Source organism: Methyloglobulus morosus KoM1, assembly GCF_000496735.2.
Lineage (GTDB): Bacteria > Pseudomonadota > Gammaproteobacteria > Methylococcales > Methylomonadaceae > Methyloglobulus > Methyloglobulus morosus.
Genome location: NZ_AYLO01000066.1, coordinates 1 through 24,878, shown reverse-complemented (window position 1 = coordinate 24,878; position 24,878 = coordinate 1). Strand labels below are relative to the sequence as shown.

At 46.5% G+C, this 24,878-nt stretch carries 19 protein-coding genes; 7 read left to right on the top strand and 12 right to left on the bottom strand.

The window, feature by feature from the left end; genetic code table 11:
* The first annotated feature begins 947 nt into the window (after window positions 1-947).
* Both MGMO_RS09450 and MGMO_RS09445 read left to right on the top strand, forming a co-directional pair.
* Window positions 948-1,286: a helix-turn-helix transcriptional regulator gene (locus MGMO_RS09450; RefSeq protein WP_023494829.1), complete on the top strand. Its 339-nt coding sequence runs from the start codon at window positions 948-950 to the stop codon at window positions 1,284-1,286.
* Complete coding sequence (locus MGMO_RS09445) at window positions 1,273-2,535, top strand: type II toxin-antitoxin system HipA family toxin (protein ID WP_200922718.1); 1,263 nt, start codon at window positions 1,273-1,275, stop codon at window positions 2,533-2,535. Before MGMO_RS09450 ends, MGMO_RS09445 begins: the two co-directional genes overlap by 14 nt.
* Before the next feature lie 76 nt (window positions 2,536-2,611).
* Here the strand turns inward: MGMO_RS09445 and MGMO_RS19955 are convergent, their stop codons facing one another.
* Entirely contained in the window at window positions 2,612-2,755 is a 144-nt protein-coding gene (locus tag MGMO_RS19955) for a hypothetical protein (RefSeq protein WP_023494827.1), read from the bottom strand.
* 657 nt (window positions 2,756-3,412) lie between these two features.
* Here MGMO_RS19955 and MGMO_RS09435 point away from each other — a divergent pair.
* Window positions 3,413-3,886 carry a DUF1345 domain-containing protein gene (locus tag MGMO_RS09435; RefSeq protein WP_023494826.1) on the top strand — a complete coding sequence of 158 codons (474 nt, stop codon included), beginning with the start codon at window positions 3,413-3,415 and terminating at the stop codon, window positions 3,884-3,886.
* An 85-nt stretch (window positions 3,887-3,971) separates the two neighbouring features.
* Here MGMO_RS09435 and MGMO_RS09430 read toward each other — a convergent pair whose 3' ends face one another.
* The 8 genes from MGMO_RS09430 to MGMO_RS09395 form a co-directional block, all read right to left on the bottom strand.
* Window positions 3,972-6,182: a pentapeptide repeat-containing protein gene (locus MGMO_RS09430; RefSeq protein ID WP_023494825.1), complete on the bottom strand. Its 2,211-nt coding sequence runs from the start codon at window positions 6,180-6,182 to the stop codon at window positions 3,972-3,974.
* Between the two features lie 368 nt (window positions 6,183-6,550).
* The gene (locus MGMO_RS21110) at window positions 6,551-6,730 is read right to left on the bottom strand and encodes a Tn3 family transposase (RefSeq protein ID WP_407656515.1); all 180 of its coding nucleotides are present in this window, start codon (window positions 6,728-6,730) and stop codon (window positions 6,551-6,553) included.
* 302 nt (window positions 6,731-7,032) lie between these two features.
* Complete coding sequence (locus tag MGMO_RS09420) at window positions 7,033-7,713, bottom strand: 2-hydroxychromene-2-carboxylate isomerase (protein ID WP_023494823.1); 681 nt, start codon at window positions 7,711-7,713, stop codon at window positions 7,033-7,035.
* A 43-nt stretch (window positions 7,714-7,756) separates the two neighbouring features.
* A complete protein-coding gene (locus tag MGMO_RS09415) occupies window positions 7,757-9,196 on the bottom strand; it encodes an efflux transporter outer membrane subunit (protein ID WP_235557257.1) in 1,440 nt (479 codons plus the stop codon).
* Window positions 9,197-9,248: 52 nt separating this feature from the next.
* Window positions 9,249-12,356, bottom strand: a complete 3,108-nt coding sequence (locus MGMO_RS09410) for an efflux RND transporter permease subunit (protein WP_023494821.1) — start codon at window positions 12,354-12,356, stop codon at window positions 9,249-9,251.
* Window positions 12,353-13,504 carry an efflux RND transporter periplasmic adaptor subunit gene (locus MGMO_RS09405; RefSeq protein WP_023494820.1) on the bottom strand — a complete coding sequence of 384 codons (1,152 nt, stop codon included), beginning with the start codon at window positions 13,502-13,504 and terminating at the stop codon, window positions 12,353-12,355. The genes MGMO_RS09410 and MGMO_RS09405 overlap by 4 nt, the downstream gene beginning before the upstream one ends.
* Window positions 13,505-13,624: 120 nt before the next feature.
* Window positions 13,625-14,446, bottom strand: a complete 822-nt coding sequence (locus MGMO_RS09400; protein ID WP_023494819.1) for an oxidoreductase — start codon at window positions 14,444-14,446, stop codon at window positions 13,625-13,627.
* 44 nt (window positions 14,447-14,490) lie between these two features.
* Complete coding sequence (locus MGMO_RS09395; RefSeq protein ID WP_023494818.1) at window positions 14,491-14,952, bottom strand: MarR family winged helix-turn-helix transcriptional regulator; 462 nt, start codon at window positions 14,950-14,952, stop codon at window positions 14,491-14,493.
* A gap of 233 nt (window positions 14,953-15,185) precedes the next feature.
* On the opposite strand from MGMO_RS09395, the gene MGMO_RS09390 reads away from it, so the two are divergent.
* Entirely contained in the window at window positions 15,186-15,560 is a 375-nt protein-coding gene (locus MGMO_RS09390; protein ID WP_023494817.1) for a recombinase family protein, read from the top strand.
* A gap of 215 nt (window positions 15,561-15,775) precedes the next feature.
* Here the strand turns inward: MGMO_RS09390 and MGMO_RS09385 are convergent, their stop codons facing one another.
* Window positions 15,776-18,790 (bottom strand): transglycosylase domain-containing protein, encoded by a 3,015-nt coding sequence (locus MGMO_RS09385; RefSeq protein ID WP_023494816.1) that lies wholly within the window; start codon window positions 18,788-18,790, stop codon window positions 15,776-15,778.
* A 157-nt stretch (window positions 18,791-18,947) separates the two neighbouring features.
* Complete coding sequence (locus MGMO_RS21105) at window positions 18,948-19,091, bottom strand: galactose oxidase-like domain-containing protein (protein WP_407656514.1); 144 nt, start codon at window positions 19,089-19,091, stop codon at window positions 18,948-18,950.
* Between the two features lie 866 nt (window positions 19,092-19,957).
* Here MGMO_RS21105 and MGMO_RS09375 point away from each other — a divergent pair.
* From MGMO_RS09375 to MGMO_RS09365, 3 genes are all read left to right on the top strand, one after another.
* On the top strand, window positions 19,958-20,371 hold the full coding sequence (locus tag MGMO_RS09375; protein ID WP_023494814.1) for a hypothetical protein: 414 nt from the start codon (window positions 19,958-19,960) through the stop codon (window positions 20,369-20,371).
* A 380-nt stretch (window positions 20,372-20,751) separates the two neighbouring features.
* A complete protein-coding gene (locus MGMO_RS09370) occupies window positions 20,752-22,950 on the top strand; it encodes a glycoside hydrolase family 3 N-terminal domain-containing protein (RefSeq protein ID WP_023494813.1) in 2,199 nt (732 codons plus the stop codon).
* Window positions 22,951-22,962: 12 nt separating this feature from the next.
* On the top strand, window positions 22,963-24,267 hold the full coding sequence (locus MGMO_RS09365; protein ID WP_023494812.1) for a sugar MFS transporter: 1,305 nt from the start codon (window positions 22,963-22,965) through the stop codon (window positions 24,265-24,267).
* Between the two features lie 145 nt (window positions 24,268-24,412).
* Here MGMO_RS09365 and MGMO_RS19950 read toward each other — a convergent pair.
* A partial coding sequence (locus MGMO_RS19950) for a hypothetical protein (protein ID WP_036307352.1) occupies window positions 24,413-24,878 on the bottom strand: 466 nt, incomplete at its 5' end.

Here is a 24,878-nt window from a genome sequence, read left to right as displayed (position 1 = left end):
GTTGAGACCAATCAGCCTGGTTGATGGCATAGTCCAGGCTTGGCGGTAGTTTAGGGAAGGCTCAAATTTAAATAAGTGAATAATCCACAAAAATCCTGTGGAAAAGTGACGACCAGGGGGCACTGATCGTGGAGTGCGCCCGTAAATCATTTGAGAAATGTAGATGAATACCGTTCTGTGATTAGAACAATTCATAATTGAACGTCTTCTTTGGAGGTTTAAAATGGTGAGGCCAATGGTCTCTTGTGGGTCGGACTGTCACCTTCAGAGGAAGCAAAAAATTAAATTGCCCAACGGCTGTTATTGAGAGTCAAATTATTTGGTCGAATTTATTTTTTACCGGTTTAGGAAATTAATATGTACTACTGGACTGGTGCAGGATTTAGAGCAACGCGGAAGCAGTTGCCGAGACCATGCCCGTTGGCTTCGAGCCGCATCAAAATGCTATTTATTCTTGTGTCTGCAATGCCATTGATTATCACTTTTGGCAGTAGGTACGGGATCTAATGTTACACAATTCATGGTGTAGTGACATTTCAAGGCGCAGCAAATCCTACATGCTAGCTTTGGCAGAATACCAAAGCTAGCTTTCTATTGCTTTTTCGGGTAAGCCCTTTCCCATTGTTAATTTCCCTTTTACCCTTAATTCCCTTCTGCCTTTTGAAATCCTTTTATTTTAAGCAACTTGGAGTTTTTTACCAAAATAAGATCGTTAGGTTTGGCTTTTGACCGGAGTCTATGGTATTTAGTCGAGTTGCCAACTCGGTGATGGGTTGATGTTAATAGGCCGCTAATATCAATAATATACTTTATATAGAGCATAATTAGTATTATTGTTCTTTATAAAGAACATTTATCCTTGATAAAAAGCTTGTTTAATGCTAGACTGTTTTATATTATGAATCATAAAGTTTCCTTATGAGACATATGTAAAACACCAAAACATCATGCCCAAATCCGTCACCCGTACTTATTCCCGTTACAGCCGCGAAGCGGTTGCTTTGCTAGCGGGACTTATCCGCACCGCCCGCAAGGAAAAGAAACTGACCGCGCAGGAAATGGCCGACCGCACCGGAATTTCCCGAGGCTTGCTGCTGCGCATCGAAAAGGGCGACATGAAGTGCGAAATCGGCGTGGTGTTTGAAGCGGCAACTTTGGTCGGATTGAAACTGTTCGATGCCGATGAAACCACACTAACCCGGCAACGCCGACAGGTTGAAGACAAGCTGTCGCTTCTGCCCAAATCGGTGCGCAAACCCACCAAGGCGGTGGATGATGACTTCTAAGCAAGAGCATGGAGCCTTTGTCTGGCTTTGGTTGCCGGGTGAAACCGATCCCGTGGTGGCAGGAAAACTGGAAGCGGACAATGGCAGTATCCACTTCAACTACGGTAAGAGCTATCTTGAGCGGTGTCATGATAAAAATCCGGCTATCCCCATTTATGAACCGGAACTGCCCCTCAAGCCTGGATTGTTGCCGCTACTTCCCGGTTTGAGCATGCCCGGTTGTATCCGTGATGCCGCGCCGGATGCTTGGGGACGGCGGGTCATCATCAATAAAAAACTGGGGCAAAAGGGTAAAGCGACGGATACCTCGGAACTGGGAGAGTTGACCTATCTGCTGGAATCCGGTTCTGACCGGATTGGCGCATTGGATTTTCAACGTTCGCCTTCCGAATACATCCCCCGTTCTTATAACCATGCCAGTATGGAGGAATTGCTGGAATCGGCGGAGCGCGTTGAACAAGGACTCCCCTTGTCGCTCGAATTGGATCAAGCCTTATTCCACGGCAGTTCGATTGGTGGGGCGCGGCCTAAGGCGCTTATAGAAAGCGATGGCAAAAAATACGTCGTTAAGTTTTCATCGAGCACTGACCTTTATAGTGTTGTGAAAGCGGAATTTATCGCCATGCGACTGGCGGCGCTGGCCGGGATCAACGCCGCACCGGTAAAACTGGTGACGGCGGCCAATAAGGATGTGTTGCTAATCGAACGTTTTGATCGTGACCATACAACCAAAGGCTGGACGCGGAAAGCGATGGTTTCGGCCTTAACCTTGCTCGGCCTGGATGACATGATGGCGCGTTACGCCAGTTATGAAGATTTGGCTGAAATCATCAGACACCGTTTCACCCATCCGAAAGAAACACTCCGGGAATTTTTCGCGCGGCTGGTCTTTAACATCCTGTGCGGCAATACTGACGATCATGCCCGTAACCATGCCGCCTTCTGGGACGGCAAAGCGCTGACACTGACGCCCGCTTACGACATCTGCCCACAAAACCGCACCGGCAACGAGGCTTCCCAGGCCATGCTGATTGCGGGATACAACAACCTCAGCCAGCTTAAGACCTGCCTGGACACGGCGCATAACTTCCTGTTGTCAAAAGAAGAGGCGCAGGACATAGCCAATCATCAGCAAGCCATTATCGAACGGCATTGGGGTGATGTCTGCGCCAACGCCGATCTCAAAGCAGTGGACAGGCAACTGCTCTGGCGCAGGCAGTTCCTGAATCCGTTTTCGGCAAGCTATTAAACTGGGCGTAGGGTAGGTAGCTAGGCTAGCATTAGAAATGTCAGGTATTGATATTATTTTCTTGTTCAGAGGAAATTTAGAGCAGGTTATTTTCTTTGATTAAGTTTTGTATTGGGCGCAATAAGGTTTTGGGCAAAGGCTGCAGTTTTGCGCTTATACGCTCAGCTTCCTCAAAATTGCCAAGCAAGATGGCTTCAATTAGCTTAACCTCTAATTGCACGGTCGCCTTCGATAGTTTTAAACACTATAGGTGTGAGGTGGTAGGTAATTTTCGTCTTTTTTAACATAACCACATAAGTTCATCAATAAGTAGTATCTTAATAATGGCTATTAGTATGAAAAATGATACGAAAAAGGTTTGAGTGTTATTTTTACACTATGCAAAAAACTGAATCTGTGTGGCAAAAATGTATGCTGACTCAATTTAAAAATCAAGAATTGATACATTTTTTCAATTTCAAAACGTGCTAAAAACGTGCCAAACTTGGACGCATTTGGGCTTTTTTAGGCTTTGTAAGACTCATTATCAAATGCTTTTAGGGATGCAAGGCATTGATATTTAATAAATAAAAAAAGTAATCAACGAATTGTGATCCCTGTTGTCGCGGGTTCGAGCCCAGTCGTTCACCCCATTAAATCAATAACTTGACTTGTTTTCGCTGACCCCATTTTGGCTTGATGGGGCAAATCATTGGCGTTACGATTTCAAAATAATCCCATTTAGCCGTGTTGCCTTCGCTATTGGCATAATCAAAACCGTTAACATAAACGATAGGTTTGCCACAAATATCGAATCGGCAAAAATGCCGCAAACATCTAGAGGCATTCAATTTATTATCAAGCCAGACCCACACTAAATCGTTATGCTTTTGACATCGTGTATCGTGAAATCGGTGTAAGGGATGCCCAAGCGCCCTGCCCTGGCTTGTGCCAGCTTATCCTCCTTGGCCTTACAGTATGTGCAAGTTTGGCGGCCATTATGGCGGAACTGGCCGCTGCCAAAGAAATAGGAAGTACGTCTTTACAACATGTGACGCTGACAGGAGTCACTGTTTTATTAACATGGCTGTTTATGCAAACGATGTTTGCACTTCATTATGCCCACGAGTATTACAACTGCCGATCCAGGAATAATCATGGTGGGCTGGAATTTCCAGGTTACGATCTATTGCCTGATTATTGGGACTTTATCTATTTTTCTTTTGTGATAGGGACGGCTGCACAAACAGCCGATATCAACATAATTTCCAAAACGATCCGTAGAATTGTCACACTTCACAGCGTAATCGTGTTTTTCTTTAATACGACGATATTGGCCCTGATGGTCAATGTGGCCGCTAGCTTGCTTTAAAAAAATCGCTTTACATAAAAGCTAAGGGGCTGAGCTTACATTGCTATTTTGGGCATTAAAATTGGCTGTGGATTCTACGTAACATTTAAAGCTCGCTTTTTTGTTGCCTTGCTATTTTCAACAGGTTTTCTTGGGTTTGTTCCGACAATGCAACCAAACCGGTACAAGGTGTTGGGCTGTTTAAAGCTTTGGACAATGCGCCTGCCAAGCCAAAAATTGGATCATTGTGATCGGACACATCTGCACTACGCCTTGCTATACCAATGGCAATTGCCGCATCTGAGCAAGCCAGCGCAACCAGTTTTGGGAATAACACACCAGAACGGTAAGTTTCCAGTTGCTGGGGATGACGGTACTCACAGTCCAGTAAAGTGTGGTTGTCGCTGTAACAACCGTTTCGGCTGGCCAAAATAGTTGGCTTAATGTCAGTGCTTGCACCTTTAATCCGCGCCTGAAATGCTACAAATTTTTCGGTATCCATTAACGGCTTGAGATTCGCCACCAAGTCATTTTGTTGACGTTCCGTCCACTCCGATGCTGAGCCAGTTGCTAAAAAAACACCGCCAAGATTGGCTTGCGTCCAGTCAACCCCCTGCTGTAGTGTATTGTGCAGTACAGCTAGCTGCATGTCTGCTTTTGCTAGGTCAGCGCCTTGCAGTTTTGCATAGTCCAAGCTAGCACCTTGAAGGTTTGCTTCTCTCAGGATTGCGCCTTGGAGTTTTGCACCACGTAGATCGGCGCCTTGCAGCTTTGCCCCTTGTAGGTTTGCCGCCTGCAGGTCGGCACCGCGAAGGTCGGCACTCTGTAGGTTAGCCCAGCCCAAGTCTGCGGCCTGCAAATTAGCCCCACGAAGGTCTGCATCCCGTAAATCGGCTTCAATGAGGCCAGCCCCCTGGAGTTGGGTGCCTCCCAAGACCGCACCCTGCAATTGTGTTTTATCCCATCCAATTACACCTTGGAGTTTGGCTTTCAACAACACAGCCCCTTGTAACTGGACGTGCCGCAGGTCGGCTTTCGGTAACACTGCCCCATAAAGATCGGCAAATCGCAGATCACGATTTTTCAGGTTGAGCCCGTCGAATTCCTTGAACGCACCGTCTCGGATGGTTTTATTGGCATCAGTGGCTCGGGTCAATAGCGACAACGGAACCTCTTTGGGTATCAACCGGGTTTCCCTTAGGTTTAGGTTGCGAGGGAAAAGACCCCAATTGAACCACGCACACGGCCCCAACATAACCTGGAGGATAGACGCTTCCGTTTTTTCTGATAGGGGTAATGAAGTGCAAGTGACCGTATCATATTGGTAGGCGGCCACACTCAACCAGGATGGTGGCACTTTTCGGATTAACCAGTCTTCGAAGTAACGGGGGACTTCTTGAGCCATGTCATTGGGTTGGTTTTTTTCCGCCGAGTTGTAATATTTGTGTGCGGTTATCCTTCCCGGTATGACGGCTATGATACTGAGCAATACGATTAATGGGACTGAGGCGAGCAAGACAACCATGCCTTTGGGTTCGGTGCCGACCTGAGGTATTGGCCTAGAGCTAAATTCACGGATTGCAAACCCTTGCCAAAGATGATTAATCCAACGCGCTAACCAATTAAAACCAAGCACTGAATAATATTGGGTCAATGCGGGCCAATAGCCTAACAATCTAAAGCCAGCATTTTGCCACCATTCCATAGCCCTATCTTTGGGCGATGCAATCAATGGCCACAAGGCGAGCAACATGGCGGCATCGACCCAAACTGCAAGCCGTTGTGACCAGGTAATGGCTTCATCGTGGAAGGGCAAAAAGCGGATTTGTGCCGCCAGCAGGATGGCTAAGGGTAAAGCAATCACAGAGATGCCTACCACCAAGGACATCAGCCAGCGTATCAAAAGGACTTCGGAACGCCCAGCGATGAGGTGCGTGAAAGGGAAGATAAACAAACGGTCACGCACCTGTTGTCCGGCTGCTGTATCGGAAAGGCCGCGATCCAGATTCCACAATTTGCATGATAGCAACTCCAACTGCATCAATAGGTTGAAATGCAGGAGCACGACCATCCAGGGAACGAAATTATAAAATGCGGTAAGCGGTAACTCCACATCCAGGATCGGCAGTTTGACCGGGCTGATGCGCAACAGGTCTTCGTGTGTAGTACCCCATACAATGACACCCAGATAGGCGACGAACGCCAAGAATGCCACGTGCAGCGCCGCTACCGTCTGGGATGCCGAATTGGCCGATTCCAACAGTTGTTCAATATGCTTTGAAGCATCATCGCTTGTTGATGGTGAAGGATTGGGCATGGTTTTAAGATTAATGAATTCTTGTTGATTATTCGGTTAGTGTAAATCAACAGCTTCAAATCTACATAACTTGATAGCGGAAATCGGTTAATCGCCCAAATTTGCTCCCGCCCTATTATCCCAATTACGATATGAACCTAATTGCATCCCAACTTTGTTGGTATATGCTGAAATTTTGGCGACTTCTGTGTTTTCGATAGAATGAAACCAGACATTGGCAAAATGAAATTAAAGTTTGTATGGCACAACCCTATGGCAAGGTTTTGTCGCTTGGTCAAAAGAGGAATTGTTCGAACAAGGACTAGCGGGAGCATTTGAACAGAAACTTACGGTTTCGATATAATTTATCCTTAGTATAACCGTAATATTCAGCGCGGTTCCCCTAACTCATCTTCGTTAAAATATGTTCCGTTCGGTAGAACATGCTTGTAAGGCAGCAAGGAAATATGAGCCAGCGTATCGTCGTCCACAGTTTCCCCTTGGTTTCTCAAGCCTTCCACGATGTCGCTAATTCGGGAAGTATTCCAGTACAGGATCGCATTTGACACCAGGCTCAAGCAACTTGTGGCGGTATTCGCCTTTGTTTAAGTTGCAGTTGCACAGTCCAGCGCGGGCTTGTCCGTGATATACCGAGGATATACTCAGTTTTAATGATCCACTCCTGCAACAGTTTGATAGGCTGGTAACGTTGCCGTTGGATTAGGAAGCCTTCATTGGTGACCATAGTTAACGGCTTCGTTGATTGTTGAAAACTGTTATTCAAACTCCTTGCTCACTTAATAATGGATGATTAGAGACATTTAATGATTATGAAATGATCGATCACAGGTGTGTCAATTCAACATACTTGTCAAAACTTGAATTGATGAAGCTCTACCTTAGTTTTAAATGGATGGGCAAAGGCATCGTCAATCAGATTAGGTACGTCAATCCCAGACTGGGTAAAAATATCTCGCAATAGCCATTCAAGTCGATCATTACCCCAATAATGGGATCCCCGATATATAAAGAACGGTACGCCGAAGATGCCCTCTCGCTGACCACGAATGGCCCCCTTCATTACCCGGCGTTGAAAGAAGCTATCATCGGCACTTTGAATGATGGAATCTGGTTGCAACCCGCATTGTTCCGCAACCCCGGCGAGCGTATCATCCTGACCGATATCCTTACCCTCCGAAAACCGTGCCATAAATGCAGCCAGCCCAAATTCTATAGCGCGCCCTTGATCGAGGGCGTATAAAAAGCTTGAGTGGGGGCGTTTCCAGTCGGTGTCAAAGGGTTTTGGCCATTGCAAATCAAGTCCGTAGGCATTCGCGAACCGGTTAATATCCTCTGCTACATAAGTAGTTTTATTCGGATTCCCGCTTGGGTTGCCAGTAACTGGCTTTGGTGGAAATAGTGGAACGTATTCAATAGTCACCGGCAAGTTTGAGGCTATCTTGCTTAGCCTGTAAAAAGCCAGCCAAGCATAGGGGCTGCGAAAACTGAAATAAAAGGTTAACTGATTCGATTGTTGATTAAATGAGAGCATAAAAGCTGTTTTCCCGCTGAACTTGTATGAATTTATTCAGATATTACAGTTTAGTTTTGGTCGATGATGGTGGAATTTTTCTTACTATCCCATTATTTTCGGCTCGACTAGCCGTGCCGCTACCCCACCCACCGCCGAAAGCTCGGTAAAGCGACACGATTGAGACACACATTGCGGTTTCGGCCTTGATTTGCTCGTCACCGACAGTCAATGTATTACGCCGAGCATCAAGCAAGGATAAGTAATCTTTTACGCCCCGTTGGTATAGAGCATCAGTAGCCTGGTAGGCTTTTTGAGCGGACTTTTCGGCATCCGAAAGCTGCTTTTTGCGCTCCTTAGACGAGGTATGCGCGACAAAGGCATTTTCAACATCTTCAAGCGCCAGCAAAAAGGTTTTTTCGTAGTTCAATGCCGCTTGGTCGAGCCTTGCATCCACTGCTGCAATGTGCGCCCGGATACGGCCAGCATTAAATAGTGGCATGGTTAAGCCAGACCCCAACGTATAAACGCTTTCTGCAAGACTGGAAAAACCGCCAACAGCCAGGGCGCCAAAACCGCCGCTTGCCGATAACACTAATTTAGGGAACAGGTCGGCTCGTGCAGCACCCAGATTGGCAGCGGCGGCGGTGACCTCGGTTTTGGCAAGACGCAGGTCGGGGCGCTGTGATAGCAAGTCCGTCGGCAAAAGCTTAGGGATTTCAGGCAACATAACGGGTAACGATATGACTTGAGATAAACGGGTTTCTAGTTTGTCCGGGGTCTCGCCCAGTAACACACAGATTCGATGAGTTAATGTCTTGGCTGAGCTAGTGAGTAATGGCAACGCTGATTCGGTCGTTCCAACCAGTGTTTTCTGATTTGAAACATCGGCTTCAGTAGCAAGACCATTCTTTGCAAAAAGCTGTAACGCCCTAAGCTTTTCCTTTTGGACTGCAATATTTTCTTGCTGAAGGCTAATCCGCTTCTGTAAACCTTGTAGCTCCAGATAATTCGTGGCGACTTGCGCCAATAAACCTACTTGGACGGCACGTAAAGCCTCTTCAATTCCTGCCGATTGGGCGATAGCGGCCTCTGCTTCGAGGTGTCTACCGCCGAATAAATCGATTTCCCAGCGCGCAGCCAATCCGCCACTGATGGTATCGGCAGTCGGTGTTTTCAGCTCAATTCCCTGTTTGCCGGGTACACCGATTATCCGGTCGATCTTTTTTTCCCGGCCGCCAGATGAGTACAAGTCGATACTGGGATATAGCGCCGATTCGGCAATGGTAATTATAGTTTCGGCTTCTCGAACTCGCGCTTTAGCAATCTTAAGGTCGTGATTAGCGTTCACAGCTTTAGTGATCAATTCATTGAGCAGGGGATCTTGGAAACCTTTCCACCATGACTTTAAATCTGTGGGTGTTACGTTGATTAGATCGGTGGGGGCATGATGCCAACTATTCATATCAGCCAGTTTCACCTGATCGCTTACCCTAGTTGGCATGCAGGCGTTCAAGATAGTGATTGTTAATAGTGCAAATAATATTGAAATGAATTTATTCATGGGAATATCCCAGTTCAGGATTCTCGATGTTTATTCTTGTGTCAATTTCAGGCTGAACCCGCTGCACCTTGAACCAAGCGGCATACAGTGCAGGCAGAAAAAACACTGTCAGCACCGTAGCAACCGTCAAGCCACCCATAATGGCGATGGCTTGGGGACCGAAGAAGTCGTTACGGGAGAGCGGTATCATGGCTAGAATAGCTGCGGCGGCAGTCAATAAAATGGGTCGGAAACGTCGAACCGTCGATTCGACGATAGCCGTCCAGGTATCCATGCCTGCTTTTTCGTCCTGCTCGATCTGATCCACCAGAATGACAGCATTACGCATAATCATCCCAGCGAGGGCAATAATCCCTAATAAAGCAACAAAGCCGAAAGGTGCGCCGAATAGCATGAGGGCAAACGCCGCACCAATCACGCCCAGCGGCGCAGTCATAAACACCAGAAAGGTTCGTGACAAATTCTGCAACTGCATCATTAATAAGATAAGTGTGGCAATGACTACCAAGGGAATCCAGATCAGAATCGATTTTTGGGCAGTCCAGGCATCTTCTTTTGCCGCACCGGTCTCGATAAAATAGCCGGATGGCAGTTGTTTTTGAATAGCTTCCAATTTTGGAACAATCTGTGCGGCAACATCTGGGGCTAACATACCTTCTACAACATCGGCACGTACCGATACTGCTGGAAAACGGTTTCGCCGCCAACGTACGCCATCTTCAAAGACAGTTTCGGTGGTGACCAATTGCGACAAGGAAACCGATTTGCCTTGGCTTGTCGGTACATTGATATTGGGCAACTCATCTACACCTATGCGTAACTGATGCTCCGCCCGCCAGACAATATCGATTAATTTATCATCCTCACGGAACTGGCCAACCGGAATACCGGTGTAATGAGCCTGCAATGCTTGAGAAAGGCTAGCGGTCGAAACCCCAAGCACACGGGCTTTCTCCTGATCTACAACCAGGCGGACTGACGGTATGCGTTCATGCCAGTCATCATTCACGTCTACAGTATTTGCGTTAGCCCGGACAACCTCGGCCACTTGATCGGCGATCATCCTGACCCTACGGGCATCTTCACCAAAAACCCGGAATACGACGGGATAATCCATGGGCGGCCCGACGTTGAGGCGCATCACACGCCCACGCACTTCCGGAAAATTGGTGGCTAATGTCTGCCTGATCCGTTGCATGACCCGTTCACGGGCAGTATTGTCCTTAGTCACTAAAACGAATTCAGCCAGATTGGTATTGGTCAGCTGTTGAACAATGAGTAAAAAAAATCGTGGCGTGCCGCCTCCAATATAGGTCGCATAGTTAACTATTTCTTTGTCTTTGGCGAGAATAGCTTCCATCCGCTTGGCAACGGTTTCAGTTTGCGCTAAGGCGCTGCCTTCCGGAAGCCATAGATCGATGATCAGTTCCGGCCGATTCGATAACGGGAAAAATTGCTGCGGGACCTTAGTCAATGTCATCACACCCACACCGAAAAGAGCGATGGTGGCAATGATGATTGTTTTACGGTGCTCCAGACAGTAATCTACCCAGTGGCGCAGACGATTATAGAAAGGGGTGGCAAAATGATCGTGGCTGGTTTGGGCAGTGTTAACTTTAACCTTGAGAATTAAATAGCCCAGGTAGGGCGTGAATACCACTGCGCCTAGCCAGGAGAGAATAAGAGAAATCCCGACCACCTGGAATATAGCAACGGTATATTCGCCTGCTGACGATTTCGCCAAGCCCACTGGCAAAAACCCTGCAACCGTAATCAATGTTCCGGTCAGCATGGGAAATGCGGTAACCCGGTAAGCATAGGTTGCGGCACGCATTCGATCCCAGCCATCTTCGAGTTTTCGTGCCATCATTTCAATGGCAATCATGGCATCGTCCACCAGCAATCCCAAGGCGAGAATGAGCGCACCCAAAGAGATACGATGAATTTCCAAACCGAACAGCAGCATACAGAGCAATGTCCCAGCCAGCACAATCGGCACTGTCAGGGCGACGACCGAGCCTGCCCGCATACCAAGGCTTAAAAAACTAACTAACAGCACCGCCGCCAACGCTTCCCAGAAAGTACGCAAAAATTCGCCGATAGCGGTATTGACCACCTTGGATTGGTCGGCCGCTTTCTCAATATCAACGCCAATGGGTAGGCTTCCTTCGATAGAAGCCATGGTACCTTCAAGCAATTTGCCCAAGGCCAATACATCACCTTTTTTGCTCATGGTGACTCCCAGGCCGATGACATCCTTGCCATTGAACCGCATTTTGAATTCGGCAGGATCAACGTAGCCTCGGGTTACCCTGGCAAAATCACTCACCCTGAAGGTTCGCCCTTCGATACGGATCGGAAGGTTCGCAACACTGGCTACCGAATCGAATGAACCGGTAAGCCGAATAGGCAGATTCTGTTGTGGGGTAATTACCGTTCCTGCCGGTACCATGCCATTTTGCGTTTGCAGAACCTGGGCAACCGATGCCACATCCAATCCCAATTCAGCTAACTTCTTGTCGGAAAATTCGACATAAATCTTTTCATCCTGCACGCCGATGAGATCGACTTTTTCAACATCTTTTACGCGCAGAATTTGTTGCCGTGCCGAATCAACAATGTCCTTAAGTTCCGCATAACTAAAGCCTTCACCGGAGAAGGCATACAGTAAACTATAGGTATCGCCGAACTCGTCGTTGAAAAAAGGCCCGATCACACCGGGCGGCATGGATAGTTTTATGTCGGCAATCTTTTTGCGTACTTGATACCAAAGATAGGCAATTTCGGTAGCGGGAATGTCTTCCCGTGGCGTAACGACAATGACGGATTCGCCAGGCTTTGAATAACTGCGGACATAGTCCAAGTTTGGCAGTTCCTGTAGTTTTTTTTCCAGCCTATCGGTTACCTGGTTTTCGACTTCAAGTGCTGTTGCACCAGGATACAGGGTTTTAACCACCATTAACCGAAAAGTAAATTTCGGGTCTTCCCGTTGTTCCAGGGTGAAATAGGCAAATATCCCTCCCAGCAACAGCAACACCATGACAAAACCCGTGAAAGCACGATGTTCCAGCGCCCACTCGCTTAAATTGAAATGCTTCATGGCTGTTTTCCTGAACTTTCAATGCCCTGATTTTTCAATGTCAGCGGAAGTGACTCTGACAAGCGTACGGCCTGACTTTCCTTTAAACGCTGCACCCCCGCGCTGACTATCAATTGTCCGGCCTGAAGACCTTCAATTGAAACAAGTTCGCCCGGTAATGCGGTTCTCAATTGAACCGGCACGGCTTTGACTGTACTAGTGGCTTCATCGATTAGCCACACTTGCTGCTGTTTTGGCTGAGCCTGGGAAGTGAACACGGCTGAAAGCGGCACGGCGATACGTTCAGCGTTATCCGAAGCAACCCACACCGTTGCGGTCATACCCAGATGCGCCTCTCCCTGCCCATCCAGCAATATTGCTTTAGCTCGGTAAGTACGGCTAGCGGGATCAGCAGAAGCACTTATTTCACGAATTTTGGCATTGAATTTACGCTCGTTATCTGACAACAAGGTGACAGCCACTATCTGATGGTTTTTGATTTCAGAGATACGCTGCTCAGGTATGTCGAAGTGAATTTCTTTTTCGTCAAGTTGCGCCAGTTTGGCTACCGGCTGGCCAGCGGCGATAACCTGTCCTTTATCAACTTCCAAAGCGGTGATAACACCATCGCGGTCGGCTGATAATTCCGTGTAATCCAGTTGGTTTATGGTTTGTTTCAACTGGGCTTCGAGTGCGGTAACCCGTTCTTGTGCATTGGTGTAGGCTGTTTGGTGACGATCAAAATCGGGGTTACTGATAACCTTTTGGTCTAACAATTCCCGGTAACGTGTCAAATCATCCTTGGTAAAATCTCGGTCGGCGACTGCTGACTTGAGTTGCGCTTTGATTGACTCTACCGATAAACGAAAATCATTGGTATCCAGCTTTGCCAATAGTTGTCCCTTGTGGACACGATCCCCAATTTCGACAGGCCTTGCCAGTATCTTACCCGTCACCCGAAAGGACAATGCTGTTTCAAAACGTGCCCGAACCTCTCCTGCGTAAGATGTAATATTCCCTTTGCTGGCATTGCCAACCCGAAATACTTTTACCGGACGGGGAGGTAATTTGACTTCCTGGTCTTGGCTGGAACACCCGATCAACAGGGATACAAACAAGAACAGAAACACCAAAGGTTTGAACAAACGAAATTTATTACACGTAGCCATAAATCATCCTATAAAGATGTAGATACACTTTTCAAATTAAAAAATAGTCCAGCTTTCATTTTCGAATATCTCCAGCTTGCTCCACTCATCGCCTAGTGCTTGAGGATTCAGGGAAAACATTCAATTTAGGCCAAAATCTTTACGCAAACTTGAATCCACCAGATTAACGGGCAAAAAACGCCGTAATTTACTCAATAAAAACGCTTGACCTTTAGGTTGGTGTCGCATTCTCCATTTACCTAAAGCGGCATCTATTATCGTATCTGCCACACCATCTGGCTCTGGGGCACTATTGACGTTCTTATTTATTGCCTTCGACACGTTACCGCGCTCATTTTCATAGGTCGGGATTAATGAAGCTGCCTGTGGTGAATTAGCGTCCAGATTTGTCTTGGTGAATGCTGGTTCGACGAGTACTACGCGGATTCCGAATTGGCGTACCTCATGGTCGAGCGATTCAGACAGTCCCTCGACAGCGTGCTTGGATGCGGCATAAATACCCAGATAGGGAGCCGGAAGAAAACCGAGCACCGAGCTAATATTGATGATTCTTCCAGAGTTCTGCGCTCGCATAGAGGGAAGCACCGCTTTGGTTATACGAAGTATCCCAAACACATTGGTGTCGAACAGCGATGCAGCTTCAGGAAGCGATGTTTCCTCTACCGCGCCTAGCATCATCATTCCCGCGTTATTGACGAGCACATCGATGCGATTTGCCTCATCGATAACGGATTGGATTCCCCGTTGAACGGAAGCATCGTCGCGAACATCCATTTCGACGAACCTTACTCCAGGGATTGGCTCTGCTTTGGCGATACTACGCACCGTACCGAACACTTGGCATCCCCGCTGGGCAAACTTTTCCGCTGCTACACGCCCGATGCCAGATGACACGCCGGTCACGATTACGACTTTGTTATCGAATTTAATTCTCTTGTTCACGGTTACCTCCTTATTAGTGTATATACACATATTTGCTAAAAAAATTATCTTGCTTGCGCTACATCTATCAACGCGGACAAGTCCGCCATTAAAACCTGTAAGCGCTCTTCGCCCATACTTTCCCTGATCTTGGCTTGTGCTTGCTGCCACAGTGGGTAGGCCTCTAACAGGACGGCAGAACCTGGCTCGGTAATCGTCACCCAACGCGTACGACGGTCTTCACCGGGGGCAACATTAACAAGCCCCTGCTTTTCCATCACTTCCAAATTACGGCTTAAGGTTGTGCGATCCATGACAATTTTCTCGGCCAAATCTGTCACCAACACAGGCCCGACGATCTTTAAAGCCACAAGCAATGAATATTGGGTTACACGAATACCTGCCGGGCGTAACATTTCATCATAAAATTGGGTTATTGCCCGGGTGGCCTTACGGAGATTGAACCCTATGCAATCCACGCAACACAGAAAATCTGGCATTTGTTGCGATTCAGTTATATCGGACATATTTAAACTCGAAGTGATTTTATATAGGAGTATATACACATAATTTTATTTGTCAAAATTTTCTCAATTCGCTGTTACCTTTTAACCTGGGTTCGGGATAAGGTTTTCTTTGGAACACAGTGTTATTCCGGCATCCATGCCGGAATAACACTATTTAAGCTTCGCAAAAACATTGACTTAAGTAATTTTCTTATCCCGAACCCAGGTTACCTTAAGTGATCTAATCTTTTACGGTGACAAAACTGGATCGGTTAGCACGATCAACCAAGGATTTGTTGGGTATTGCCGAAGAGATAAAAAAGAAAGGCACTGACTTTGAAGTTCTTAATATCAATTTGGACACTAAATCCCCAACCGGGCAATTGATGCTCACCATGCTGGCCGCTATTGCTGAATTTGAAAGGGGTATTATGTTGGAACGTCAACGGGAAGGCATTAATATCGCTAAAGCGGATGGTAAATACAAAGGCCGTAAGCCAATTAACGAAGCCAAGCTACAGCAAGTGCAAAAGCTCGTCGATAATGGCACAAGTGTTAGCAAAGCGGTTTCTGAGGTAGGCATAGGTCGGCGCACTTATTACAAAGCTATTGAAGAAGGCCGACTTTAACTTCAGTTTTGATTGGAGATCAGTACACAAACTTACGGTTATGAGTTGGAAACTGATGGCGAAAACCGTAAGTTTCTGCTCAAATGCTCCCGCCAGTCCAATAAGTGCAAAAGCTCATGACCGATAGGCTTAATTTTAAAATTAGTTTCACGTGAATACTTAAATTGAGGTTATACCAATCTGATTCCTAGGCCTGGTAAACGCCACATACGAAATCATGGCCTTTTATCCCCTGTTTTTTTATTCAACAGAGGTGAAAGCGTAGGCTTAAGGTATTTGATAATCTGCACGGGCAATGAACTGGTGAAGTGGTAACGACTGGTATCGGGGCCCTCGACATAAGCGGTAATGACACCAAAAAATCGCTCCCCCAGGAAAAAGACGAAAGTGGCGGCACGGCTGATAAATTTCGATTCCAGTAGATGGCCCCGTTCACCCCACACTTGTTTGCGATGGTCGCCCGTCCCGGTTTTGCCTCCGACAATTAATGGCTTGCCGCTGCTATCCGTATAAATCCCGCGTAGGCGGGAGGCAGTCCCCCCTTCGACCACGCCTGACAAGGCAACACGAGCAACCCGTGCAACTTCATGCGGAAAGATGCGTACACCCTGTCCCGGCAGCTTATCCAGAATCGTTTCATAAGGGGTGTTTGATGCAAAATGTAAGCTGCTGAACCGGACAGAGGGCATCCGAACTCCGTCATTTTGCAAGACACCCATGAGTTCTGCCAAGGCAGCTGGTCGATCTCCCGACGCGCCGATGGATGAGCCGTATGACGGCGTCAATCGGTTGAATGGGTAGCCCACACGTTGCCATGCCTTGTGGATTTCCTTAAAAGCTTCTTCTTCCAACAAGGTCATGATGCGCCGTTGTTGGGAGTTTTTGCGCTTGCTTTTGAGCAACCATCGGTAGACTTCTTGGCGCTGTTCGTAACTGGCCGCCAGTACGGCATCCAAATTGGCTTTCGGGTTTGCTGTCAAATAGCGTACCAGCCATAATTCCAGTGGGTGGACCTTGGTGATGTAGCCTTGGTCTTGGAGGTTAAATTTCTCAATCGAATATTTGTCGTACAGCCCGTAAATGTCCTCGTCAACTAAATCCGTCCCTTTGATATGGGATTTCAGGAAAAGGGAAAACTGGTTTTCATCATGGCCTGGATAGATTGACCGGTAGAGCATGGAGTAACGCGAAACTTTAGGCTGGACTTTTGCGACCAGCAATTGCATCGCTTCTTCCGGTGTTTTGCCTTGGTAATTCGCAAAAAACCGCCGCAAATAAGCGCGGCCTTCTTGGTTAGCGAAGCGTTCCAAATATTCCTTGCGTTTAGGATTGGCGGTATCGTCCAGCCAACGTGCAATGCCATCCGGTTTGTAAAGGTGGTGATAGACGACATCGCGCATCAGGCGGATAAAGACGAGGTTGGTCGAATCGCGTAATGCATGCCGCACTGACTTGATCTGGCTGTTTTCGGATTTGTCGAAATTGTTGAAATGATGCAGGCCGCCGCCCGTAAAAAAATATTCATTAGGGCTGGCGGAATATTTCCTGTCCAGTGCTTCATTCAACAAATCTTCAAGATTAATAACCGGGTTTAAGCGCAGTTTTTCCAGCACCCAAGTAGACAGGTAATCACGGGGATGCAGGGGAATGCGCTTGAGTTCTTCGGATTGCCTGCCTTGATACTGCTGGTAGAGTTCAGCAATCAACTCCAGATAATGTACCATCGTCCGCAATTTAGAGGTAGATCCTAAATCCAAGCGGATGCCTTCGTTGATGTCCAGGGGTTGGTCAAAGCTGTCCGTTTGGACTCTCAAGAGATTACCCGCCGGGCTTTTTTCAAATAACATCAAGCTGTAAATGATCGGTGCTAGGTCGATATTGCTGTCCAGCATGCGGAAACCTAAAATGCCCGCTATACGCGCATTGTCAGGGTCGTTCAGGCCATGCAGGGCTGTGCTGACAGCTTGTTGCAAGTCATAGTCGAGGGTCGTTTTTACCGTCAAATCCAGGCGATCCAATTCATAGTTTGATTTGATGCCCAGCGTTTTGGCAAGGCGGGTACGCAAGATGGATTGAGTTTTCTTGCCTGCAATAAAAACGTTAGGGCTTAGGACAGAGGTTACTGGCCTTATGTTTTTTACCTTGAGGGCGGCATCGCGCAATGCCGACGTGATAAAGCCTTGGTTAGCCATAAGCCGAAGGTAACTGTCAGCCAGCTTTTGCAAGTCTGGGTAACCCTTATCCAGCAAGTAGGAAGGTCGTCTTTGCGACAACAAGGTGGTCAATACTTGCCGAAAGGCGGTTGCTTGCTGTGGGGTAATTCCTTCATGCGATTTAAAGGCGCTAGGGTTAAGCAGCGTGTTGACCTCATTGAAATCTGCGCCAAACCAGGCCGCCAAACCATCTCCCAAGCCATGCACTTCACCCGTTTTAGGTGTAGCGGATAGCGGCATGGAATTCAGGTAAGCAAGCACAATTTGCCGCCGCATTTCACGAGTGTCCGGACCAAGCAAGTAAGCGCGTAGGGATGCACTTACCATCTGGCGGACTTTGTCGATGACGGAATTGGTGTAGCCATTGGCGGAATGCCGATACTTCTCGATCTGTGTCGCTAAGGTGCTGCCGCCTGGGACGCTGTCGGTAAAGCCGAGTTTGTTCGCCATCATTTGCAGTGCAGCAAAGCCGAAGCGATCCCATTCAACGGCAGGATTCAGGGTGGGATTCCGGTCGTCAAGCAATTCCCTGTTTTCAATGAACAACAGGGTTTGCAGGACTAAAGGCGGAATTGACTTGAAGTCGGGGTAGCCACGGCCAGGGTAAACCGTACTGAAAATAGCCTTATCGGTTTGGTCAACAATGCACAAGCCCGCCCTGGTTTTTTCTTGATAGATGGGGAATAAGCCATAAGCTGCCAGTTTATCCATCATAGGCGATGACGATGCCTGGGCGGTGATGCCGAACCCAGCTTTTTCCAATCGGGCAATGGAATCTGGAATCAGGGTATAGCCCAGACGCTGGTCATAAGGCCCATAGCTTGGATAGCGTATGGTTTTGCTAGGGCCGGGATTAAGCTTAAAACTTAATTGCCTAGCGATGTCGGAAAGGTAATGCGCTTGGTATCTTGAAGTCGTGATTTCTTGTTGGACTATTTTGATAATTGCAAACAGGATAATAACAACACCGAGGAAAATGTAACCTGTCAATAATCGGTTGAGGATTCGCCTGTCCATTTTAGTATTTTATGGGATCACTGGCGCTTATTGGAATACCGTATTTACGATGAAAAAAAACCAAAATGACCTTTTGCAAATATACCTCGAATTAATTTAAAGGATAATGTTCAGGATGTGGAGTACCTGTTGTTTTGAAAACGCCATCCGATATACGCTATGATAACACGTTGATGAATTGATCTTGCCCCAAAGTGGCGGACAACGGTGGGATTCCGCTGTTATCGACAATGAATAGCATATACCAACCCAGGGGAACGATATTTGGGTTAGCGGGTACATTATATTCACTTTGCCACAGTTTATAAATTAATCGGTAGACCGATAAGACAGAAAACAGCTTTCAAGATTTTCCACTATTCGGCGAGATTTTTCCATCAAATAACAATACGTATGCCTTAATATCAATAAGATAGAGAATGCTACTGGTAAATGTAAACGCTGTTTCCCAGGGTAAAGGGTCTGCTAGCCCAAAAGTTCCCAATTCGACCCAATTATCTCTGAAATAAATACCTTTCATAAGTTTAGTTTGGGATAAATTCAATTTCTTTACGTAGCCAGTTATTGCCATAGTTTTACCGGTTGTTTGCTTCTTATAAATGCAGTGATAAAAGCATCTTTATGTTCGATAGCGAACAGACTCCTGGGGTAAATTCATGCCAAAATTTAAATAGATTTGATATTTGTGGTTTTGAATTACTTGGCATGTTTGCAGCCAACGAACTCATTCGGGCATATAAATCCCAGCGTCGTGGGGCATTCATGGTGCGGAGTGGTTGCAGCCCCCTGTCATCGATATTTCTAAAATTGTGGAGAGGAACTGGAATGCCCTCGACATATCGACCACAAGACACATCAACCCTCACCAAACTAGAAATGGTGAAGGCATCACGACCATACATAAAATTGATGCATTAATCCGACCAAATTCAAGTGTAAGAAGTACTAAATAAAAATATAAGTAATTGAAAATTATTTGAAATACATTAAACTGAAGAACAAAATAGAAAAACAGATTTTAAACTATGGCCTAGCAACAAGCCGACTTGGAATGGTTCTACAAGCTTAATCTGATTTGAAAAAAGATTTTTTATACTGTATTGGGTAAGCAAAATTTATATATTCGTTCGTTACTTTGCCGAATTTAAATGACAGGAGAGACTAATCATGAAAACGCAATTTCAAATTATCTTATTTATTGTTACATTGCTAAACGGTTTCGCCGTTTTCGCGGAATCGACTGCAGTGCAACCACAAGTTCAAGGCGATATTACTTTTGTAAGTGGCGGGGTTGGGCTGGACGAAGTCGATGCCATGCGGGCCCTCAAGCCTAATTATAATTTACATCTTTTGTTCGCCTTAAGTTCAGGGGAGTATCTTAGCGATATAGAGGTCGCAATATTTGACAAAAAAGGGAATGCCTATTTGCAAGCCGTATCCTTAGGGCCGTTTATGCTTGTTAACCTGAAACCCGGAAGTTACTACATAAAAGCTCGTCTCGATGGACAGGCAATATCAAAGAAAGTGACGGTAACCGGCCATAAGGCAGCGTCATTATCTTTTATTTGGTCGCATGAATGATGTAAAGCTTAATGGTAATGAATTAAGATAGCTGAAATATTCCGATAATCTCTTTTCTCACGAGAGACATGCGTTCGTAGAATTTTAAGGAAGGCCTTAGGTTGGCCTGCGTGATGACGTATCACCTAAATTCAGCTGACCGTTTCCTACAACGGTTACACCCTTTTCAATAGGCTCTAAATTCCTAGTTCCTGGATCATTATAAATCATCAGTAGAAGCTATCATTTTGCGGCCATTGACCACAAGTTTTGAGTTATAACTTATCTAATTCCCTTCGAACATCCTGTTTGGCACAATACAGTCCCGATTAACAAAAAAAACTATGCCAATTCGATATATTTTCTTATTTATTACTATATTCCACTTGCTGGGGTGTTACATGAAAACAAAAGAAACCCATTTGGAAGAAAACACTGTCTCCACCCAGGTTAAACACCTGTTGTCGCAAATGACCTTAGAAGAAAAAGTAGGCCAGATGACCCAGATAGATTTTTCGATGGTTGGTGTTTTCGAGGCGCAAGATGCAAAGCATCCGATTGATAGCGAAAAACTGGAAGAAGCTGTTATCAAACACCATGTCGGTTCTATCCTTAACTGCCCTTCCACGCCGCATAATAAAGCGCAGCCGATTGAAACTTGGCGGCATATGATGCAAGAGGTTGAGGGTGTTAGCGCAAAGACCCGGTTGAAAATTCCGGTGATCTATGGGATTGATGCAATCCACGGGGCAACTTACACCAAAAATGCCGTGTTGTTTCCCCAAGCCATTAACATGGCTGCCACTTTCAATACTGAATTGAGCTTTAAAGAAGGCGAAATCACTGCGCGGGAAGTCCGCGCATCCGGCCAGCACTGGAATTTCGCCCCTGTGATGGATATCGGTCGCCAACCGCTGTGGCCGCGTCTATGGGAAACCTATGGCGAGGACGTACATTTGGCGACCGCTATGGGTACGGCTTACATTAAAGGCCATCAGGGCGATAACTTTTCTGAACCGACAAAAGTACCTACCTGCCTGAAACATTATGTCGGGTATAGTTTTCCCATCAACGGCAAGGATCGGACGCCCGCCTGGATCGGCGAAAGGATGTTACGTGAATACTTCCTGCCCACGTTCGAAGCCGGGGTTAAGGCAGGCTCACCGACGGTGATGGTCAATTCAGCAGAAGTCGACGGTATTCCCGGTCATGCCAATTACCATTACCTCACTACGATTTTGCGGGATGAAATGGGCTTTAAGGGCTTCGTGGTGTCCGATTGGGAAGATATCAAACGGCTTTACACCCGTGACAAGCTCGCCGCATCACCCAAGGATGCGGTAAAAATTGCGGTGATGGCCGGTGTCGACATGAGCATGGTGCCCTTCGATTTTTCGTTTTACGGCTTGTTGCTTGAGTTGGCTCAATCCGGCGAAGTACCGATGTCAAGGATCGATGAGGCAGTAAGGAGGATATTGACTGTCAAATATCAGGCCGGTTTATTTGAACACGACCGCAAACAATTACCAGTAGAGAGTAATTTTGCAACTCCCGAAGCCACCGCAATCAATCGGCAGGCGGCGCGCGAATCGATCATCCTTGCGAAAAATTCCAACCAAATCCTGCCGGTCAAGAAAGAAGCAAATATCCTGGTGACGGGGCCGACCGCCGACCTGTTAAGCGTGATGAACGGCGGCTGGACGATCACTTGGCAAGGCCATGCGGAAGAACTGTATCCGCAAGACAAATTGACGGTATTAAAGGCCTTACAGAAAAAATCCCTAGGCAAAATTACTTACCTTAACGGCGATGTCAGGGCTGATGAAAAGGCTATCGACAAAGTGGTTGCCGAAGCCAAACACCACGATGTTGTTTTGCTCTGCCTGGGTGAGCAGCCCTATACCGAAACGGTTGGGAACATTGAAACCTTGGCGCTCGAACCTACGCAAATGGAACTGGCCGAAGCCGCCATTAACACCGGAAAGCCAGTAATATTGCTGACCTTGGGCGGTCGTCCGCGCATTATTACCTCAATAGCCAACCAAGCCGCCGGCGTTATCCTGGGCTTTTTGCCGGGTATGGAAGGCGGGGAAGCGATTGCCGATATCATTTACGGCGACTATAACCCGGACGGAAAGTTGCCGATCACCTACCCTAGAAACACCAACGGAATCACTTTGTACGACCACAAACCGATGGAGTCTTTCGAAGGGAATGTATACAACCCGCTCTTTCCGTTCGGCCATGGCTTAAGCTATACCACGTTTGCAACCGACGGATTGGCAGTGGATAAGGAACAAATCAAGTGGGACGAAAATGTCACAGTCACCGTTAACGTCAGCAACATCGGCACACGCTTAGGTAAGGAGACAGTCCTATTATATATCCATGATGTTGCCGCTTCCGTAACCAGGCCGAACAAGCAACTGAAAGCCTTTCAAAAAGTCGAACTGGAGCCAGGGGAAGCCAAGAAATTATCGTTTACCTTGTCGCCGTACGATTTATCCTTCATCGGCGTCGATTTAAAGCGGGTTGTCGAGCCTGGGGAGTTTAGGGTCATGGTCGGTAATGAAACCGCCAATTTTTGGGTCACCGAATAAAGCCCATTCCAAATGAACAATCCCCAGCACCTACCTATCCATCCCGTACATTCCTCCAATTTTGGCGCATTGGCGCTGTTAACTTCATTATTTTTTATCTGGGGTTTTATCACCTGTTTAAATGATATTCTGATTCCGCATTTAAAAGCAGTATTTACCCTGAATTATGCACAGGCCATGCTAATCCAGTCCTGTTTTTTTGCGGCCTATTTTCTGGTTTCCGTGCCTAGCGGTTATCTGGTAGACAAAATCGGTTACAAACGCGGCATCGTTACTGGTTTGGCGATTGCCGGAACCGGCTGCCTGCTTTTTTATCCCGCTGCTGCGCTAAGATTATACCCCTTGTTTTTATCGGCCGTTTTTGTATTGGCAGTCGGCATAACCTTATTACAGGTAGCTGCCAATCCTTATATGACCCTGTTGGGAAAACCGGAAACCGCTTCCAGCCGCTTAACCCTGACCCAGGCTTTTAATTCCCTAGGGACAACGCTTGCACCTTATTTCGGTGCATTTTTTATCCTTGCTACGTCAGTTAAAACGCCCGATGAAATGAAGTTGTTATCTATAGATGCGCTTTCTAAGTATCAGGCTCTGGAAGCCACAGCGGTGCAGCATCCTTACCTTTTGCTGGCGGCAATGTTGTTTGCAGTATCAGGTATTTTCGCCTTCGTCAAACTGCCTGTTGTTAAAGGCCAGGAAGTTCATGGTGAAGTTTTAGAAGATCAATATCCTGGGAAACCTAAACCGAGCGCTTGGCATTACTCGCGCTTGGTATTAGGTGCCATCGGTATTTTTGTTTATGTAGGCGCCGAGGTATCCATCGGTAGTTTTCTGGTTAGTTTTTTGTCCGACCCGGCAATCACAGGATTAACGCCCTCTATAGCCGCCAAATATGTATCCTTTTATTGGGGAGGTGCAATGGTTGGCCGCTTTATCGGTGCAGTTGTGATGCAGAAAGTACAACCGGGAAAGGTGCTCACGTTTAATGCGGTAACAGCGGGTTTGTTAGTGGTAACGACTATTTTCTCCACCGGTTCTGTTGCCATGTCGACAATTCTGGCAGTTGGTTTCTTTAATTCCATCATGTTCCCTACCATTTTTGCCTTAGCCTTAAAAGGTCTAGGGAAACATACCGGTCAAGGTTCTGGAATTTTGTGTTCGGCAATCGTCGGCGGGGCTATCCTTCCGGTTATACAAGGCTTGTTTGCCGACCGTTTCGGTTTACATCTTGCTTTCATTATTCCCGTGTTTTGTTATGCCTACATTGCCTATTTTGGCTGGAGAGATTGGGCATTTCATTCATATCCACACGCGTAAAGTGTTAATCTTCTAAAAAATGGAGCTTATCATTAACGCGATCCAGAAATGTGGGAAACCAGGTAATAATACTTCTTTGAAAACATGCCTAATGTTAGGCTGTTTTTGAAAACTTCGATTACCTCCCAGTATAAATCAGCCTGTTTTACAAAGAAGAATTGGAGTCCATTTCATTCTGAGTTTTATTGTTCACATTGGCTTCGGAAGTTTTTTTACCGGCTACGCGAATTGCATTTTTTGATGCCCTCAAAATGGGAACTGGATCAAAGCGATTTATCAATGGAACCGTCGACATGAAACTCGTCAATAAGGCTCCACCCCGTAAAATCCAACTTACAAAACCAGCAGTGAAAGCAACTGTTGTCCCAAGCATAACCTGCACATCAATTTGTTTAGCGTTTTCAGCCAAATCAACATGATCGAATTGCCTACGAATATCGTCTATTCCTTCTAAAAAAGCCGCTTCAGTTAGCTCATTTGTATTTTCGATATTTTTATTGGGTATTCTAGTGGTTTGAGTTACTGGACTAGAATACTCCCGCTTTTTTTCAATATATCCTGTTTCAGAGTCAATATATTGGGCATCGTCAGATTTGGCGTAATTGGAATCG

What these genes read in the sequence shown, in the direction of transcription:
- MGMO_RS09385 (WP_023494816.1), bottom strand. Translation starts at nt 18,790, where the DNA reads ATGGACAGGCGAATCCTCAACCGATTATTGACAGGTTACATTTTCCTC.
- MGMO_RS09405 (WP_023494820.1), bottom strand. Translation starts at nt 13,504, where the DNA reads ATGGCTACGTGTAATAAATTTCGTTTGTTCAAACCTTTGGTGTTTCTG.
- MGMO_RS09395 (WP_023494818.1), bottom strand. Translation starts at nt 14,952, where the DNA reads ATGTCCGATATAACTGAATCGCAACAAATGCCAGATTTTCTGTGTTGC.
- MGMO_RS09410 (WP_023494821.1), bottom strand. Translation starts at nt 12,356, where the DNA reads ATGAAGCATTTCAATTTAAGCGAGTGGGCGCTGGAACATCGTGCTTTC.
- MGMO_RS09450 (WP_023494829.1), top strand. Translation starts at nt 948, where the DNA reads ATGCCCAAATCCGTCACCCGTACTTATTCCCGTTACAGCCGCGAAGCG.
- MGMO_RS09370 (WP_023494813.1), top strand. Translation starts at nt 20,752, where the DNA reads ATGAAAACAAAAGAAACCCATTTGGAAGAAAACACTGTCTCCACCCAG.
- MGMO_RS09375 (WP_023494814.1), top strand. Translation starts at nt 19,958, where the DNA reads ATGAAAACGCAATTTCAAATTATCTTATTTATTGTTACATTGCTAAAC.
- MGMO_RS09420 (WP_023494823.1), bottom strand. Translation starts at nt 7,713, where the DNA reads ATGCTCTCATTTAATCAACAATCGAATCAGTTAACCTTTTATTTCAGT.
- MGMO_RS09365 (WP_023494812.1), top strand. Translation starts at nt 22,963, where the DNA reads ATGAACAATCCCCAGCACCTACCTATCCATCCCGTACATTCCTCCAAT.
- MGMO_RS09430 (WP_023494825.1), bottom strand. Translation starts at nt 6,182, where the DNA reads ATGCCCAATCCTTCACCATCAACAAGCGATGATGCTTCAAAGCATATT.
- MGMO_RS09415 (WP_235557257.1), bottom strand. Translation starts at nt 9,196, where the DNA reads ATGCCAACTAGGGTAAGCGATCAGGTGAAACTGGCTGATATGAATAGT.
- MGMO_RS09445 (WP_200922718.1), top strand. Translation starts at nt 1,273, where the DNA reads ATGATGACTTCTAAGCAAGAGCATGGAGCCTTTGTCTGGCTTTGGTTG.